Annotated in this window: 6 protein-coding genes; all 6 read right to left on the bottom strand. The window is 38.3% G+C overall.

Annotated elements, in window-relative coordinates:
- Nucleotides 1–86 precede the first annotated feature (86 nt).
- The 6 genes from DBT49_RS03845 to DBT49_RS03820 all read right to left on the bottom strand — a co-directional run bounded on the left by DBT49_RS03845 (nt 87) and on the right by DBT49_RS03820 (nt 19,313).
- Nucleotides 87–6,695, bottom strand: a complete 6,609-nt coding sequence (locus tag DBT49_RS03845; RefSeq protein ID WP_111872453.1) for an Ig-like domain-containing protein — start codon at nt 6,693–6,695, stop codon at nt 87–89.
- A gap of 2,834 nt (nt 6,696–9,529) precedes the next feature.
- On the bottom strand, nt 9,530–10,288 hold the full coding sequence (locus tag DBT49_RS03840; protein ID WP_070559111.1) for an ABC transporter ATP-binding protein: 759 nt from the start codon (nt 10,286–10,288) through the stop codon (nt 9,530–9,532).
- A gap of 14 nt (nt 10,289–10,302) precedes the next feature.
- Nucleotides 10,303–11,352 carry a FecCD family ABC transporter permease gene (locus DBT49_RS03835; RefSeq protein ID WP_181565423.1) on the bottom strand — a complete coding sequence of 350 codons (1,050 nt, stop codon included), beginning with the start codon at nt 11,350–11,352 and terminating at the stop codon, nt 10,303–10,305.
- On the bottom strand, nt 11,345–12,370 hold the full coding sequence (locus DBT49_RS03830) for an ABC transporter substrate-binding protein (protein WP_111829206.1): 1,026 nt from the start codon (nt 12,368–12,370) through the stop codon (nt 11,345–11,347). The genes DBT49_RS03835 and DBT49_RS03830 overlap by 8 nt, the downstream gene beginning before the upstream one ends.
- 651 nt (nt 12,371–13,021) lie before the next feature.
- Entirely contained in the window at nt 13,022–14,935 is a 1,914-nt protein-coding gene (locus tag DBT49_RS03825; protein WP_070559117.1) for an AAA family ATPase, read from the bottom strand.
- Between the two features lie 163 nt (nt 14,936–15,098).
- Nucleotides 15,099–19,313 carry an immunoglobulin-like domain-containing protein gene (locus DBT49_RS03820; RefSeq protein WP_070559119.1) on the bottom strand — a complete coding sequence of 1,405 codons (4,215 nt, stop codon included), beginning with the start codon at nt 19,311–19,313 and terminating at the stop codon, nt 15,099–15,101.
- Nucleotides 19,314–19,421 lie beyond the last annotated feature (108 nt).

Below are 19,421 nucleotides of genomic sequence, written 5' to 3'. Positions count from 1 at the left end.
ATTAAAAAACCAGGAATGAAGAATATCATTCCTGGTGAAATAGTTTATTTAACTTTTACTTAACAAGAAAACATGCATAACATTGACTAGTCTTCTTTTTTCTTTTTACCTAAAGCCAGGATGGAACCAGTTCCAATCAGAGCTAGAGCTAATGAGTTTGCTAACCCTGCAACTGCGCCGGTTTGAGGCAGTTGGGTATGCACTTGGGCAGGCGCTGCTTGAGTCTTGCTCTTATCTTCCTTTGCAGGAGTTTGAGTCTTAACTGAAACAGTCTTATCGTCTGCTTTAACAGGGTCGTCATTGGATTCTGGCTCTGGATCAGGTCTTACTTCATCTTCAACTTCAGGCTGTTCTTCTGGTTGTGGTTCAGGTTGAGGTTGAGGTGTTGGAACTGGTGTCACACCACTGCCGTCTTTTTCTTCTACCGTAACCGTAACAGTTACTGTTTCACTTGAACCATCAGGATAGGTGACGGTGACTGATTTTTCAATCTTATCGCCTGGTTTAGCATCTGCAGGAACGTCTACAGTGACATGACCAGTTTCAGGGTCAACCGTGATGCCGGTTTCGCCAGCGCCGGGTTGGAAGCTGGTGCCAGCTGGTGGATTGACCACCTTGCCATCTTCGTCTCTAAAGATAGGTTCACCGATTTCAACCTTGTCGCCTGGTTGACCGGAACCTGGTTGATATTCAGGCTCGTAGATGTCCTTGTCTTGTTTAACGCTTGGACGGCCAGTTGAAGTCACCGTGGTTTTCACAGGGTCGCCGGTTCGTGTTTCGACAGTGCCATCTGGATTAGTATAGTCCTTCGATGGGATGATTGTGATCGTGTCACCATTTCCTTGACGAGGCACTTCGATGGTAAAGTCGCCATTATCGTCAGAAGTGCCGGTACCAATGGTGTTACCGTCCTTGTCTTTGACTTCAATGGTCGTATTTGGAACGGTGGTCTTACCGGTGACAGTGGTCTTGTCTGAGTCAGGCTCGTTCTTAGCCCCTGGATTGGTAATTTGAGGGGTTTCCTTAACGACCGTTTCGGCGCCACCTTGAGGATTGCCATTGTCGTCTTTGACAGGCTTGAAGTTGCCTTGGTCATCCTTCTTACCAGGGACAATACTAATCTTGTCACCAGGATTTTGTTTTGGTACATCGATCTTAATATTACCGTCTTCATCTGACGTACCAGTGCCGATAGTATTGCCATCCTTATCCTTGACTTCCACATCGGTATTTGGCGTAGTCTTGCCAGTTACTGTAGTGGTGTCTTGGCCAGGTTGGTTTTCAGCACCTGGTTCGGTAACACGTGGGAAGCTGTCTTCATTTTTCGGATCGGTACCGCGGTCTTTTTCCTCTTTATCAGTCCAGCCGTCGTTGTCATCGTCCTTGTCGCCTTGGTCGATGCCTGGAACATTTGGATTGTTTGGATCTTGAGGCATACCCGTATCCTTGTCAGGTTGGCCATCCTTATCGGTGTCGCGGTAAACGGTGATGGTTGATTCAGCGGTCACAGGGTTACCGTCTGTATCAGTGACAGGCTTGCCGTCCTTATCTAGGACAGAAACTTCAACGGTAATGGTCCGGGTTTCTTCTTCAGGCGCCCAGTCAGTAATTTGTGGTTGACCGGTCACTTGACCAGTTTCTGGGTCCACGGTTAGACCTGGATAAGTGTCTTTACCATCGATGGTCACTTTAACGCTTCCACCTTCTGGGACATTGTCCGCTTGTGGGGTCACTGGGGTAATGTCCTTACCTTCCAGAGCGTTTTGTGATTTTGGTGTGACTTCGACACTGACTACAGCTGGAGCGTCTTCAGTAACGGTGGTTTCCACAGGGTCGCCGGTCCGTGTTTCTGTTGAGCCGTCTGGGTTGGTGTAGTCCTTAGATGGGATGACAGAAACCTTGTCGCCTGGGTTTTGACGAGGGACGTCGATAGTAAAGTCGCCGTTTTCATCAGAGGTACCGGTGCCGATAGTATTGCCGTCCTTGTCTTTAACTTCAACGGTGGAATTTGGAACAGTGGTCTTACCGGTCACCTTAGTTTGGTCTGAATCGGGATCGTTCTTAGCCCCTGGATTGGTGATTTGTGGGGTTTCCTTGACTACCGTTTCAGCGCCGCCTTGAGGCTTACCTTGGTCGTCAGTAACTGGCTTAAAGTTACCTTGGTCATCCTTCTTACCTGGGGTGATGGTCACCTTGTCGCCAGGATTTTGCTTAGGCACATCGATAGTGACCTTGCCGTTTTCGTCGGAAGTCCCGGTGCCGATGGTGTTACCGTCCTTGTCTTTGACTTCCACATCGGTGTTTGGCGTGGTCTTGCCGGTAACTGTTGTCGTGTCCTTACCTGGTTCATTTTCAGCGTCGGGTTCGGTCACTTGAGGGAAGTCAGTTTCATCTTTTGGATCGGTGCCGCGATCTTTTTCATCTTGGTCGGTCCAGCCATCGTTGTCATCGTCCTTGTCGCCTTGGTTGATGCCTGGGACACTAGGATTGTTTGGATCTTGAGGCATACCCGTATCCTTGTCAGGTTGGCCATCCTTGTCGGTGTCGCGGTAAATGGTGATGGTCGATTCAGCCTTAACTGGATTACCATCGCCATCACGAACTGGATTGCCATCCTTGTCTTGAACTTCAGCGGTTACCGTAATGGTCCGAGTTTCTTCTTCAGGCGCCCAGTCGGTGATTTCTGGTTGGCCGGTCACTTGGCCGGATTCTGGATCAACGGTCAGACCTGGATAAGTGTCTTGGCCATCGATCGTTACCTTAACAGAGCCGCCTTCTGGGACATTGTCCGCTTGCGGCGTCACTGGGGTGATGTCTTTACCTTCCAGAGCGTTTTGTGACTTAGGCGTCACTTCAACGCTAGATTCCGCTGGTGTTTCAGCTGGATTTGGATTGGTTACGGTCACTTTGACGGTCCGTTGGATAGCCTCGTCAGTTGGTTGGCCTTGACTATCTTTTTGTCCAGTGCCAGTTGAGCTAATTTCAACAGGGATTTCAACGACTTTTTCGCTTTCACCTGGTTGGAAGTCCACGTTTGGTGTGCCTACTAAATTACCGTTCTCGTCAACTGACAGGCCATCAACTGGAGTTGGAGTAGTCACCTTAGCACCAGGTTTATTTGGAGTGACCACCTTAGTATTAGCAGGCACTTCTTGGCCGTTAGTTGCGGTGGTATCAGTGGTTTTAGCATCGAGGCCGTCCCATACTTTCGATGCATCATCGTCCTTATCTGGAATGCCGTCGTTGTCGTCATCTTCATCGTTTTTGTCTGCTTGGCCGTCACCGTCTGTGTCGCGAAGCACGGTTACATTGATTGGTTCACTTGCTTCATTGCCGGCTGGGTCTATCGCCTTCACGGTTGCTGGGAAGTCGCGAGACTCATCTTGGTCATCTGCCCATTGCACCGTACCCTCTGGAACCGTCCCTTCGATCTGCTTTGTCTCAGGATTGTAAGTCAAGCCCTCAGGTAGTCCATCAACTGTCACGGTCGCTTCCGGATCATCGGTGGTTACAGAAACCGGATCGATTGCTTGCCCTTCTGTCGCTTGGATATCCTTAGCGGAAACGGTGATGGTTGGGGCGGTGGTGTCTGGTACAACAGTCTTAGTTGCTGTAGCAGTGATAGTTTGATCTGCCTTAATAGCTGTTCCTGGTTGAACATCCCAAGTTGGATTCTCATAACCTTCAGCAGGTTGAGCTGTTGGGTAATGATCTGCTGTTAAAACTGCACCATCTTTCACATGGTAAACCTTGTTCTCAGAAAGTGAAGCAACGCCTTCGCCTGCCTTAAAGTCTACCTTATGGTAGCCTTGAGGAACAGGAGCATTTGGATCTTCACTACGATCAATCACATCAGGTGCTGTTACATTCACTTGTGCTGTCACTTGGTCAGTGGTGCCATCTTCGTAGGTAACAGTAACTGGTACTTCAATCGTTTGTCCCGGAACTTTAGATGTTTCTTCCGCAGGGATTGTAATCACACCGGTTTCTGGATTAATCGTTGCACCGTTTGTTGGTGTGGTAATTGAGAAGGCAGGTTTAGCTGGATCCTTGGAAAGTGGGACATTGCTGAAGTCAACATCTGTTTCCTTACCTTCCAGATCAACTTGCTTAAAGTTAGGTTGTTGACCTGTGAAGTTTTTACCAAATTCCGCTTCTTCTGGCACATAGTTTGGTTGGAATTTATCTTGGTCTTGACGGTCATCTTTAATGGTAATCTCTGCATCTGCTGATAAGCGTAAACCATTGTCAAAGGCAACAGATACTGGAACGACAACCTTTTGTCCAGGTTTTAGCTTAGCTGTTTCTGATGCTGGAACAGTAACGACACCAGTATTTGGATCAACTGAAACTTGAATATCTTGTCCGTCAACATTGACTGTTTCAAGTGGTTTATATTCTACTCTAATTTGATCATTGGAATCAGTTGTCACAATACGCTCTACATATTCATATTTTGGCGCTCTCTGGCCCTGATAATTTGGTTCATACTCATTGCCGTCTTTATCAGTGAATTTTGGTGTGTCAGTTTTTGCCTCCTCGCCAGCTGTTACTTCAATTGGGTGATAATTAACCCCAGGTGCGGCAATAAAGGAATCAGCAGCTAAAGCTTCTGATAAATCATCTGCATCACTATTTCCATAGAACACCGCTGATGAATAGTTTGCAGGAGCTGCTAAATCAGCTGGCACAGTCATAGGAATAGAGCCAATTCGACCGACTTCATTACTATTCACTACAGTTGCTTCACCAATTGCTTTGCCATCCTTGAACCATCTCACTTTATATTGTTGGTTAGGAAGTAAGCCAGCGGTTTCATTCTGTACTTCTTGACCTGGCTTAGCAAAATTATTTTGGTTATCGAATTTCTTAATATCATGTAGAGGTTGGGCTGCTAAAGCAGCAAAATTCACATTAGAGATATTATCTGAAGCTAAGTTGTTAACCAGAATTGGAGCAATTGCGCTATTCGTTAGTGGCGCAAACATATTATTTTGTGAAGTATTTCCCCAAATAGCATAGTTATCAATCAATGGAGCAACATACATATAATCTGTATTTATGTGACGATGTTTTTGCCCTATAGTACCATTCCATTGCATTAAATTACTATGATTAACATCTTCATCACGAACAAGTTGACCATACTCTTCATCAGAAATAGTATATGATATTCGTGTTCCTGAATTTTGCTGATAAGGGCTAATACCGTATAGTCCTCTAAATGGAATATAGTACTCTCCATCGCTATCTACAGTGCCAACGACTGTTTCAGCAATATGAGATCCAGTACCATTCTCGGCCTCGTACTCACGAATAATATTCTCCTGAGCAGCTCTGAAATCTTCTAAGCCAGCATTTGGATTAGCCTCCTTCCAAGCATCAAAACGGCGAGCAACCTCATCATTGACATAGGAAGCAACAACTTTGGTTCCTGTAGCATTAACATCCCATGAATCTTTCTTCCAACCGGCAGCAACAGACCCCATTGGATCCCCATTTTCGTACCAAACGTTGCCTCTTACAGTACCATAATTGCCAACTTTAGGCCAAATACCATCTTGATTAGGTGAGGTCGTCCATTGGTCTCTAGGTTTCACTAACCAGTCGTTCATTAGAATTTTTTCTTGAAGAGCAACTTGGCCATCAACAATCCGGTTGATCCCAGCTGTAAAGTCCCAAGTTTCGTTAGTCCGGCTTAAGCGGGTATGGAATCCGTATTTTTGGTCACCTGGTTTCACAATGTTATATTTTTCAGGATTTGGATTTTCAACCCAAGTTCGGATCGCAAAGTCCCCATTACCAGCTAATTGAAAATGATGAACATTACCAAATTGGTCAACTTCAGGTTGCTGAAAGTTGAAAGTAAAGGTCCCGTCAGGACGGGAAGTGGTCTTGTATACATTTGATACATAACCATCTGAATCTACCCATTGAAGATAAACATTCACACCAGGAAGAGTTTCATCGCCGACATCAGCCAGACTATTGTGTCGATAAACATAAACTGTCCCAGAGTAGGATTGCTTATCACCTTTCTGACCAGGAGAGTAAATTGCATTATCTTCTACTTCATTAATATCAACTGAACGCGCTGAAGTATTTGGACGTTCGTCATTTTCAGTCGTTGAACTTATGCTGGGTTCAGATTCTGAATCTTCGTTTGTAACAGCATTACTAGTAGCATCTTCACCGCTCACAGAAGCTTCTGGATTAGTGGCATTTACTTCTGGGCTGTCAGAAGCAGTCGTTTCAGCTTCAGGTTGATTCTCAACTGGTGTGGAGTATGATACAACTCTATTTTCTGATGAAGGACTAGCTTCCTTAAGGTTTTCTGGAGCTACATCATTCGCTTCTTCTGGTAAATTTTCACTTGATTCACTTGTTATTGACGTTTCTGCTTCTTCCGAAGTCGTTTCCCCACTTGTTGAAAACTTCTCTATTTCTTTAGCTTCTTCATTAACAGGAATTTCCTCAACAACAGGACTTTCTTCTTTAGCTACTGGCTCAACTTCTTCACTTACAGTAGCTTCTTCCACAGCTGCTGCTTGAACAACAGCAGCGTCTCCCATAAAAAGGAGCCCTGCTGCTACTGCAACAGAAGCGACGCCAACACTTAAACGCTTAATCGAGTAACGATAGAATTTGTTACTCTGCTTTTCTTTTTTTACTTGGAAATTATTTTTTCCAACCATATTTTTCCTCCTATGAATAAAAAATAAAATATATAAAATTTCGCTAAAATTATCGATATACAATATTGTTCTTTAAACTTTAAAAATATGTCTCCTTAAAAGAATATTTAAAAACTTTTAAAATAATAAAGATAGTTTCTTTTCTTTGATGCGTTGAACAAATAATCGTATCGTATAATTTTATTCCCTAACGACATAGTACAAAAAAAAAAAAAAAATGCAATAATATTTTATAATTATTTATCTAAGGTAAAAAACAACACGGAAATCTTTTTTAAATACATTATGAATAAATTTAATTTGTTGAAAGCTTGATCAGAAAATATGAAGAACTATTTTGTTTTTTATTTCATAACCAATATTTACAAGCTAATAATTCATAATAAACCAAAATAAGGAATTATAGCCAGATTATCCATGAACTCATACGTTACTAAGTGGTTATATTACTTTTAAGGGTTAAAAACAGAAGATTAATATCTTGTATAAACATTAAGTGATGTAATATTGTTGAGAAGCCCTTCTTATATTGATATCAAGTCACTTTCATTCTGAAATAAAGCTAACATGTGATAGGTGTGTAATGATAAAAAGAAAAGTATTAACAGCTACAAATAATATAGCGGATTTAAGAGAAGAACAAAATAATCACGTTTTAATACAGATGAAAATGGATAATATATGTAAAACGCGTGTGAAGAGTTATAAATATAGAAAGATATGTAGTAGAAAAAGTAGTAATGAAGCGATGAAAATTTTTTCAAGAAACTTAAAAAAGCCTTTTGATACTTTTATGTATATTCTCTGCTTTTGCATCTCTTTATGTAGGTTCTGCTCAAAAAACTGAAAATTAGAAAGTTGAAGCAAGAGAGACTATAAAGTTCAACGAAAATAGACTAGATTTAATATCAATTTCTCTCAACTTAGGAAAGATGAAGAAAATAAAGTAAGACTTTCTAAGTATAGACTAGTGCATAACATGCCCACGCTTAAAAAGTATATTTTTGCCCGCATTTCAATCGGTGGAATTATAGAAACAGTAGTTTTTATTGTATTATTATCGGGTCAGAATTCATTTCAAGAGAATTTACAGAAGAAAATATTAAACTTTTACTAATAAAAACCTATTCTAGGAGAAAATTACTTCTTTCTAATTTTAACGATTACAATAATCAGTCTAATTGAAATCTTTAGTGAAGTTTTCATGAATATGTTTTTATTTGGATTTGCTAATATAGATTCAGTCGACTTATTTATGATTGAAAGCGGGCAGATGGTAATGAAACCAACATCAGTCCAGATACTTAAATTTTATAGGGACCATTCTTTTCAAACTTAGGTTATGTAAGCTTTGCGTTTATGATTTCTACAATAATAAGAAGTAGTGCCTTTTCGCTGGGTATTTCACTTTTAATGATGGTTATTGGAAAACTCAATAATTGAATTAACATCAAAAATTGCTTTTCAAAAATATTTATTCTTTAATAATTCCGACATGAGTCTATATATCCGCCATCTAGTACTAAGAGATGAGATGACTATGACTTTTTAATGATCATTCTTTATATATGATTATTTTTCTTGCTATTAGATTGTTTTCCTTAAATAAAAAAGATATATTAATTAAAAATATAATAGCGAATTCCAGGACTTACCTATAAGGCTAAAAATAAATATCGCATATAAATAGCAGCACTTGATAAAACGCTTGAAATGGTATCTACTGATAGCGCTGTATCGGGTTTCTGATTATAACTTTTATATGATCCTGTATAATTTTGCTACTTTTTAGGCATTAAAAAAGCCCCTACAGGAAAGGGGCTGGGAGAGAATGCATTCATGAAATACATTCACTATAAATATACAGAAGAGACTTATCTCTTCATGTAGTATAGTACAATCTTTTGTAATAATTTTCAATAGAATTTATAGAATGTTAAAAATAAAAAAGAGAGGACCCATTAAAGGGCCCTCTCAGGACAAAAGGACTCCAGCAAGCGAATTGCTTGCAGAAACTTAATAATGGGAAGTGAAGGGCATGAACCCTCTATCCCTATCTTATAACTTTACTTACTGAATATCAACACATACGAAAAGAGGACCCAGGGAAAGGTCCTCTCAGCTAAAAGGGTCTAACAAGCGATTGCACCAGATTGCTTGTAGAAACACAATAATTGGAACGTGAAGGGATAACCCCTCCAGTTACTATCATACAATATAGAAGAATAAGTAGTCAAATACTTGTAAAGAATAAGCGAAGGTCATAGTTAAATTAAGGGCAAATACGTGAATGAAAAACTTATTTAAAATCAATCATTATAGAACTATTTCTAGATAAAGTGGAAGTCAATAAAGCTTAAACAAATCACTTAGAATAAAGTCAATAATTAGTGAATATATTCTAACATGCTAATATTAAAAAAACTAAATTTATGAACTAAGCAAAAATATTTTTTTTACAAAATAGAGAATTTGTACGAGTTTGTCAACCCCTGATTGATCGGGCTTTTCTATAGGTGATAGTGCTTTTTATCTTGGAATAAAATTGCAAAGCACCTCCTTAAATTAAGGCCTATAAGTTAATCAGCAGTCTGTCTTGACAAAGCTTGAATGAAGTAATTAAACACTTTAGAAGATTCACGTAATTTTAAGCCTTCCCACAACCTCTTTTCAGACTTTTACCGAATATCGATTATACAATACCTAAGTGTACTGTAGGCTATGTTTCCCCTCTCGAGAATGTCAGTTGCAATAATAAAGTTATCAGTTTTTCACTACCTTAAATTTATTTTCTGTTAATCTACTTTAACTAAAAACCTATCAGGTTCAATCTTTCAAAGATAATTAATTCCTAAACATCCATTGGGAAGGCGGTTAGTAACGATATCCACCTTAAAGACTTGACTTAATTGCGGGCTGGTCAAGACCTCTTCGGTAGGGCCGTTCAGAACGATGGACCCTTGATTGAGCAGGATGAGACGGTCACAGAAACGGGCCGCTAAATTTAAATCATGAAGCGAAGTAAATACGGTGAGTCCTTCCTGTTTAATCGTTTTGAGGATCGACAGCTGGTAATTAATATCTAAATGATTGGAGGGCTCATCCATCAAGAGAATATCGACCTGCTTGGCGAGTGCCATAGCAATCATAACCCGTTGCTGCTCACCACCGGAAAGCTGGAAATAATTTTTATCCTGCAAGTCGACAAGTCCCACTTTTTCTAGAGCCTCTTGGACAATAGCGGCATCCCTTTGATTATTTCCTTGGTACCAAGGATGGTGGATGAAGCGGGAGAGCTGTACCAGGTCAATTACCTTAAAATCGAAAGCCAGGTTATGTTCTTGGGCGACGACAGCACAGGTCTTAGCAAATTCCTTCGTTGATAAATGGTCAATGTTTTGGGCGTTGAAATAAATCTCTCCGGATTGGCGGCTTAAGCTCTTATCTAAAGCCTTTAGCAAAGTAGACTTACCTGACCCATTGGGACCGATTAGCCCCACAAACTCACCTTTTTCCACTTGAAAACTCAGCTCTTGAAGGATCGACCGACCGGATAGGCTAATGTTAAGCTGGTCTACTGAAATTTTACTCATAACATGTTACCCTCCTATGCCAATTTATCTTTACTGCGCTGCATTAAAAAGATGAAGAAAGGAGCGCCGACTAGGGCGGTCACGATACCAACCGGTAATTCTTCTGGGGAGAAGACTACCCGAGAAACAGTATCGGCGACCACCATTAAGATTGCTCCCGCTAGAGGTGCAACCAGTAATAAACGGCGGTGTGTAGGACCTACCAGCAAGCGGGTAATGTGAGGAATCACCAGGCCCACAAAGCCGATCACCCCACTTTTGGCCACTAAGATCGCTGTTAATAGGGAAGTTATCACAAAAATCAGCGATTTAAGAGCAAAAACATTGATCCCATTCATCCGAGCCCGATCATCACCCAACAAGAGCAGGTCGAGGGGCTGATGGATTAAAAATAGGATAAGGCTGGAAAGCAATACAGCGATCGCTACCGGAGCAACGTCCTTCCAGCTGATGCCTGAAAAACTCCCACTCATCCAGAAGAGGGCACTAGAAATAGCACGGACATCAGGCGTTAAAAAGATGATAATGCTGGTTAGTGCCGAAAAGAGGGCAGATAAAGCCACCCCAGTTAAAATCAGGTGAATGGTGGAAAGCTTCCCCTGCTTACCGGAAATCAAAAAGACCAGGCCAGTGGCAAGTAAAGCCCCCAGGAAAGCCCCGACTTCTAAGGGCAGATAACCGATCACTGGTACAGTGCCAACTAAAATCGATAAGACGGCTCCTGTTGAAGCTCCTGAGGAAATCCCTAAAAGATAAGGATCCGCCATCGGGTTATGGGTTAAGGTTTGCATCAGTGCTCCCGCTAAACTTAACCCCATCCCCGTCAGTGCAGCAACCAGGGTCTTTGGTAAACGCAAGTCCCAGACAATAGTTTCGGCTGAAGCTTGCCAGGTGACCGGAAAAATTTCGGCTTGGCTTAGCCGGTTAATAATAATCTTGCCAACGTCACTTGCTACGAGGTCGACACTACCGACATAGATAGAAATAGTCATCGTTATGCCTAAAATTAGTACTAAGACGGCTGCTAGGACAAGTATCCAAGGGCGATTAGGCTGTTTACTCATTAGCGAAGGCCTCTGGGTGGAAGAATTGTGCGAGGTCTTGGATCGCTTTGACATTCCGCACCCCAGGCATTAAATCAGACAAGCCGATGACAGTAATCCGGTCATTCTTTACCGCTTCAGAATCTTTAAGGGGTGATTGATTTTTGAGGTAATCGAGTTTTTCTTCAATTGGGGTGCTTTGTTCGTAATCGATCACGATAATGGTATCGGGATTCTTGTTAACCGCGTCTTCCCATGAAACAGTCGCATAGCCCTTGTCGCCACCCGCAAAGACATTTTCCCCGCCAGCTAAGCGAATCAGTTCAGTTCCTAAGGTAGCGCTCGCAGTTAGAGGAGCATCTTCACCACTGTCATAGACAAAGGTAGTTACCGGTTTTTTATCTTTTACTTTATCAACAACGGGTTGGATGCCAGCTTTCATCTTCCCAATGACTTCATTAGCCCGGTCTTCAACGGCAAAGATTCGACCAAAGTTTTGGAAGTCTTGGTAGACGGTATCCATGGTGGCATTAGGGGCTTCAGATAGTGGGACATAGAACTTCATTTGATTGTCATTCAGGAATTGAGGTGGGAAATTTTTATCAGAAAATGAAGAAGTCCAGCCCGTCACAAAGTCTGGTTGGCTAGCGATAAGCACTTCTTTGGAGGGATTTTGGTCCGATAGCTCTTTGACTTTGCTTAGGGCCTCTTTGTATTCAGGGAGCACTTCATTATCTTGGTAAGCGTAGCCGACCATTTTGTCTTCTAAACCAAGAGCTAGTAACATTTCAGTCGTGAAGCCACTAAGCGAAACGGCCTGTTCTGGTGATTGTTCGAAAGTTTGCTCATAAGTTTGTCCCTTTAATTCATTTTGGACGGTAAATGGATACCCACTTTCAGGGTTTTGAGTGCTTGTTTGGCTGGTTTGAGCGCTTGAAGCAGCCTCAGAATTGGCGCCCTTTTGATTGGCTTGTCCGCATGCCCCTAAGGCCAAGCTAGCGGTTAATAATAGTCCAAATACTTTCTTATAGGATGACATAAAAATTCCTTCTTTCTAAATTCATTGGAAGTATAATTTATACTCAAATAGGCAAAAATGATTCCGGTTTCAAAACCCTACATATTGTATTTCATGATCGATATTTTGTCAACATGTTGTGAATTAACTTTTCAATTCCCAATCTTATCAATTATAGATAATAGTATAAATTAATTTTTTAATATGTTCTCCTCATCGAAAATAAATTAAATTTAATAACCTACATGCACAGGTATCTGAAAGAATGAATGATACTTTCAAACAAAAAATTGACATAAGGATTAATGATACTAGCATGGAATCGATTTAAAAATCCCATAAAGTTAAAGCCGGGATATAAGATGGCCATCCTTGAAAAATCTAGTGACCCTGAAAATAAATAGAAAAGTGAGCGATGAATACTGTTATGCCCACAAGTCCTAAAGACATTGGCATAATTATTCTCCTTTTATTATCATAATAGACATGATAAAATCATGTACTCATTTTCAGTATAACAAATTAATTGGCTTAAAATGCGAAATTAATTCAATTCTTAGGCAGTGATTTGCTTGCAATAAATAGGTAAAATTATCCATCTAATAATCTGAAATTGCACCAGAATCGCTCTCAGCAACGACTAATTTCACCTAATTTATCCATTTTATGTTATTAATTATGCATATACTTTTCTTCCACTTTTCTAATATCCTCTGAATTAATTTGTTGTAAATCATCATTAGTTAATTCCATATTTGAGAATTGACTATTAATTCGAACGTCACGGGTTTGAATAAGATCTTGTACATAGTTTCTAATAGTACGCCCATTTCCTTTTAAATAGGTTTGACCATTGTTTGTTAAACAGTTATAGACATTTAAAAAAGATTCTAATAATACTTCTTGATCATGTTCACTAATGATAATACCTTGCTGTTTTAAATTGATATCTAAGATCTGAATAAGTTCTTCTAATGAATAATCGGGAAATTCAATCCAATTTTTAAAACGTGAAGCAAGACCTTCATTAGCTTGCAAAAACTTTTTCATAGGATCAGTATAACCAGCTAGGATAATTACTGTATCTTCTCTCAATTCATCAGCCAACGCAACAATTTGATCGATAGCTTCTTGTTTAAAACTATTTTGACCTTCTTCAGGAGTTAATGAATAAGCTTCATCAATAAAAAGCACACCACCCTTAGCGGACATAACAATATCTTTAGTCTTTTGAGCGGTTTGGCCAACATAACCAGCAACTAAATCTGGTTCACTCGCAAAGGCAAATCGATTAGTGGGTAAAACACCACTTTCATATAAAGCCTTCCCAAATAACTTAGCTATTGACGTTTTTCCTGTACCAGCGTGTCCACCAAATATCATGTGCATGGAAAAACCACTAGTAGTTGGTAACCCTCTTTGAAGACGTAAAGCATTCATCTTAGAAGACGAAATGAGGTCATCTAATTGACTTTTAACATTTTCTAATCCGATATATTCTTTAATCTCTTCTACGGCTGTTTTATTAGATTCTTTTGATTCATCATTAAACAAAATACTTTGACTATTTAAATTAGACAATTTTACATTTTCCTTAACTGTCCAATCGTTAAGATCCGCGACATTTTCAAAGCGTACTGTTGAATTAACCAGAACGCCTTTTAAAGGATTAAATTCTAATGTTGAATCTGTTAATAACAATTCAGATTCACTAATTATTGAAGGACAAGTTTTAAAATATGAACATTGTTCACTAGGGAAAGATAAATTGCTGATCTCAAAAGGTTTTCCAAATTGACCTTTACCAGTTTGATTAATAATTAAATACACTAATTGATCTAATCGATAAATATCATTAGTAAAGCTTTTTAAGTATTCCTTCTCTGATGAAAAAGCTTCACCTTTTTGATTGAGGTAAGGAATAAATTGTAAATAGGAAATGTTGCCATCGATTTCTTCAAAAGCTAATTTTCCTTGTGATTTTAAATTTTCTCCCGTTAGTAATGCGTTCGTATCGCTAAACATACTTTTTATTGTCATATGATTTAAAGAAGTATTTTTAATATTTAACCTATTTGTATATAACAAGCTTTCGGCTCTTGTTAAACTTCCAATTTGAGAATTTTGAATCGACATTGATTCAGCAATAATTTTTAGAAAATCAGTTTTTACATGATTTAAAGTTAAAGAATAATTAGATGTATTTGCATGAATTGGCGAAAAGAAATCCCGTGAATCACTCTTAGTGGAAAATTCTACTTCAACATTATCGAATGAAACGTTTCCTTTGAAGTTTTCCCCTAATAATAAAAAGTTAGATTTCTTTTGCAAAAATATCTTCAAATTTTTAATTGTTAAAGATAACTCACTATCAGCAACCAATAAAGGTTTATCATGATAAACGCTGATTGTATTATTATTACCGTCAATCGTTAAATCATGATTGAGTAAGAGTGGTTCTTGTTTTTCATTTGCACTAAGGTTCTTTTTTATTTCAATAATATCTCCAATACGGCTTTTTTTAATGGCATCTTCCATTGATCGACTTCGACCAAATCCTAAGCCCCCCAATTTTATAATACTCATGTTATCCTCCTTTTTTGATCTATTTGAGATTAGCATCCTACAAAGGATAGCAAGATCTTGCTACCCTTTAAATGATGTTAATTTCTTACTTTTGAACAATTAAATTACTGAGAAAATATAAAAAAGCCCCCAAAGCTAACTTTGAGGGTCATGATTTATAATATTATTTCTTTCCATTTCTATATAAGAAAATACCTGCTAATGAACTTAAAGTAGCACCAGCAACCCCAATAAGAGATCCTAGACTACTAATCCCTGCTTCAGGCAATTCTTTGCCCTTTTGAGGTTGATTTTTAGATGAGGAATTATCGGTCTTATCTTTATTATTTGAAGCTAAATCTTCTGATTTAGATTGATTTTGATCTGTATCGTATTGAAGTTTATCTTTTTCTTCATTAGATTGACTATTTTTTTCATTATTATTGTCTAAAGAAGCTTTATTTTCTTGATTGTTAGAATTAATATCTTTGTTAGCAATAGACATTGATTCAGCGTTTTCATTATTTTCCTGCTTAGTCTTCTTGAACGGTTTTGTAATGGTATCAATTACCTTCTCAATCAAACCAGGTTCTGCGTTTTCTTGTTCAATTTGAGTTTCAGTTTCTTCTAATCGATCGATTGAGTCTTTAGCATCTTGATTATCAGTACCAATAGCTTTCAATTTTTCTTGCAATTGAATTAATGTCGTCTTGGCCTTTTCTATCTTTTCACCTGCGGCTTCCGTTCTATTTTCCATGTTGCCATGGTTTTCCGCATAGTCGGAAAGATTATTAGTCATATTATTGACGATTTTATCAATATTATCAATAACTTTGTGCAGTTGTTTGGATTGAGTAGCGCCTTGATTAGAAAGTTCTTTTAATTGATCACTTTCTTCTTTTAGAGCTTCAATGCCTTCTGTAGTTTTATGAGCTACATTAGATAATTCTTTATCATTTAAATCGTTTTCTACTTCATCAAGAATTTTTGCAATTTCTTCTTTTTTACCATTGAGTTGATCAATTCGATCGGTCACTTTGTTAATTGCTTGACCAGATTCGCTAAAAGTTGCCTCTAAAACTTCTAATTGTTTTTCTTGGTTGTCTAAAATTTGTTGACTAGACTGTAAGAGCTCATTCGCTTTATCTAATCGAGCTTTATCTAATTCAAGTGCTTTATCTTGTTGATCAGCTGCTTTTTCACCTTCACTAACCATTTTATCAACTTCATCGAGTTTTTCTTTCGCCTTATTGATTTGATTTAAGAATTCTTCTTTTTTGCTGTCAAATTTAGGGTCAAGAGATTTAATATAATTTTCTAATTGGTCAGCTTGGCCACGTTTTTGATTTAACTGATCTTTAATAGATGAAAAGCTCTCTTCACTCTTATCAACATGAACAGATAAGTCATTCAATTGATTACTTTGTTTGGTAATCTCTTGATCTAACTGAGAAGCTTTTTCATTAAGATCACTCAGCTCTTTTTCACTAGCTGCTAAATCTTTTTCATTAGATAAAGTTTTATCTGCAATGTTTTGAAGTTGATCTTTTAATTGAGAAATCTTCTCTTGATTCTTAAGAATCGCCGCTTTCAATTCTTCATTGTCTTTATTTACTTGGTCTCCCAACTGATCGAAAACGTTTCCTAACCCTTTGGATTGCTCTTCGAGACGAGTTAATTTTTCAGTTTCTTCTTGAATCCCCTTAGCTAATTGAGAAACACGACCTTTTAATTCCTTAATTTGTTGGTCTTGTTGATCAGCTGTTTTTTGAAGGCCTTCTAAATTAAAATTCATGTCATCAAGTGTTTTCTTGACTTTATCTAAATTATTGGTATTTTGAGCAATGTCATTACCTATAGATTTTAAAGTTTCGTGATACTCGTCTAAGGTCTTTCGATTAGTATTAATCTGCTCTTTAAGCTGGCTGAAAACTCCTTGATAGCGATCATCGACCCCTTTGAGATCTCTTTCAAAACCATCTAAGCGTTCATACAAGTTATCTACTCGACTCATCGTCTTATTGGTATGTTCTTCTGCACGTCTTAAACGCGCTTCTAGCGATTGTAAACGATCATAATGATTAGTAATTTGATCTCCGAGATCATTGACTTTGCCTTGAAGTCCTTCAAAACTCTTTTCAACATCACCTAACTCATTAGCTAATCGTTGGTCTTCAGCTTTTAAGGTATTAATATTGCCTTCTACTTCCCCAATACGTTTGATAAGGTCATCAGCTTGTTGACGTTGAATAGGATCAGTTTTTTCTAAGGCTTTAATAGAATCATTAATTCCATCTAATTGTGGCTTCAAACGATCGTTGACTTTAGCTCGAATTTCATCAGGTAACTTGTTGACATTATTTTGTAAGTCATTAAATTTATTTTGTAACTCTTTAATCATTTCTTCCGCTGGAAAACGTTTAACAATCACATTCGAAACAACAATATCTGTCATTCCATCGGAATCCGTCACTTTATAAGTGACAGGATAAGACCCGTCTTTGGTATAATCCACTTCACCTTCAACAGTTACTTTATCACTCAAATTGCCATCTTCCATATCTTCAGCTTCAATCCCATGCATGAGGTTTAACCGTTCACCGTCACTAATTTGAGTTTGGTGAACACCCCAAATATTAGGTGGATGAGGAATTCCATAATGGATGATCTTGTCGACTTTTTCCTTAACAATTCCTTCCCATTGAAGAATCCATTCGGTACTTGGATGGAATTTTTGTTCAATTCTACGTTTAAGTCCTTCTTCTCCTTCTTGAACGACTTTTTCGACTCCTTTAGGTAAGGAAGGTTCTTCAATACGAATCGTATCATATGGAATTGGTGTGTCTTGTCGTCTTACATCATCATTTTTAGGAGGAACGAAATCCTTTCCATATTCTAGAATCCTATCTTGCTTTTGTTTTGTGACTTGCCAATCGCTAGTTTTTTTATTTCTACGATTACCTGTAGAGTCTTCTTCCCAAGTAATGGTGCGTTTACGTTCCCCTGTAATACCAGGTTGAACTTCGATATAGTCTGTACCTTTTAACTTCTCATTAAATCGTTTATAAGTCTGAAACGGAATCGGTTCTTTTTCTTCTCGTTTTTTTTGTGAAAAGACAGGTTCTTCTGGTTTTGCTAGTGTACCAAATCCTTTTAAGGCATCATCCGAATATTTTAAAGCATCGACTTTTCCATTAAATATCTGAGATCCATTCTCTGTTACATTAATACCAATCGGTTGATTAAGGTGAAGTAACATTCTATTAGGATCTTTTCTAGCTCGATCTAAAGATTTGATTTTCACATCAGGAATATCAAAGTAATATGTCCATAAACGTTTGTTCATATCACTTGAAATATCTTTTTTGATGGTGACATCCCATGTTAATCGTCTTCTATTATTGGAAACTTGTACATTATGAATATTAAAGACATCTTTGAATGAGCGATCTCCATATTTATAAGCTTCGACATAATCAAATTTGAAATTTAAGGCATGTCTAGCATTTTCTGGCGGATCTACTCTTTGATTATTTTGGAATTCAAAATCATTAGATAAGTCTACTTGAAAATGATAAGTTTGTCCTTGGCGGCTAAATTTATACCCAGGGTTAACTGACAATCCAAGTAAAGCTTTTTCATAGGAAAGACCTCCATATGTAAACGACGGCCCTGAATTTGTCCATAATTTATCTGTATCTCGTGTAATATTTACTGGTGAGCCTTTTTCGACTCCATTAATCCTTACTTGATAAGGTAAAACGACACGTTTTTGATCGACACTAGTGACAAAAGTACTTTCTCCGCTCTTTTCAATAGAAAAGTGAACGTTGTCATATTTTTTAATATTATCATTAAATACAACAATCGTTCCGCCTTCTGGAATACTATTAGGGCTATCATTAGCGCCATCCGTTCCAACCGCAGACCATGGGGCACTAGCTTCCCCAATTTTCACTTTTCCATCAGGCGTATCTGCATAAATATCTCCTGAAGGTAAAGGAATGAGAGGTTGTTCACTTTTATGACCGTTCAGATATTGACCTTCAGAACCAAATGAAATGAAATAAAGTTCCCCTACCTTGGCATTAGGAGATACTTTAAAGTTTAATTTTAAATCAACAATTTCTCCATGCCCATTGACACGATTTCGACCACTTTGACGTCCAGTAACACTAACATTTGTTAACTCAATATCATTGGGGTTTGTTTTAAAATAATCCATTGTTCTTGGACGTTGACTAGCTTGTTCTTGGTAATATCTATCAAGCGCTGGATGCCTTTCAGCAGCATAGGCTACAATAGCAGTATTTGTGACACTTTCTACAAGTGGTACAGCAGATAACCCTAACGCTAACGCACTATAAATTTTTATACGTTTCTTTTGTGTTGGTTTCATTTTTCTCCTCCTTATAATTTCCATGTTTACAATAATTTGTTAAAAAATAGCACTCACCTCATTTAAGAACTAAAAAGTTACGTACTTTCATCAATTATTAAACGCTAT

The sequence above is a fragment of the Aerococcus mictus genome (assembly GCF_003286595.3).
GTDB lineage: Bacteria > Bacillota > Bacilli > Lactobacillales > Aerococcaceae > Aerococcus > Aerococcus mictus.
The sequence above is the reverse complement of the archived record's forward strand: the minus strand, read 5'-3'. Positions and strand labels throughout refer to the sequence as shown.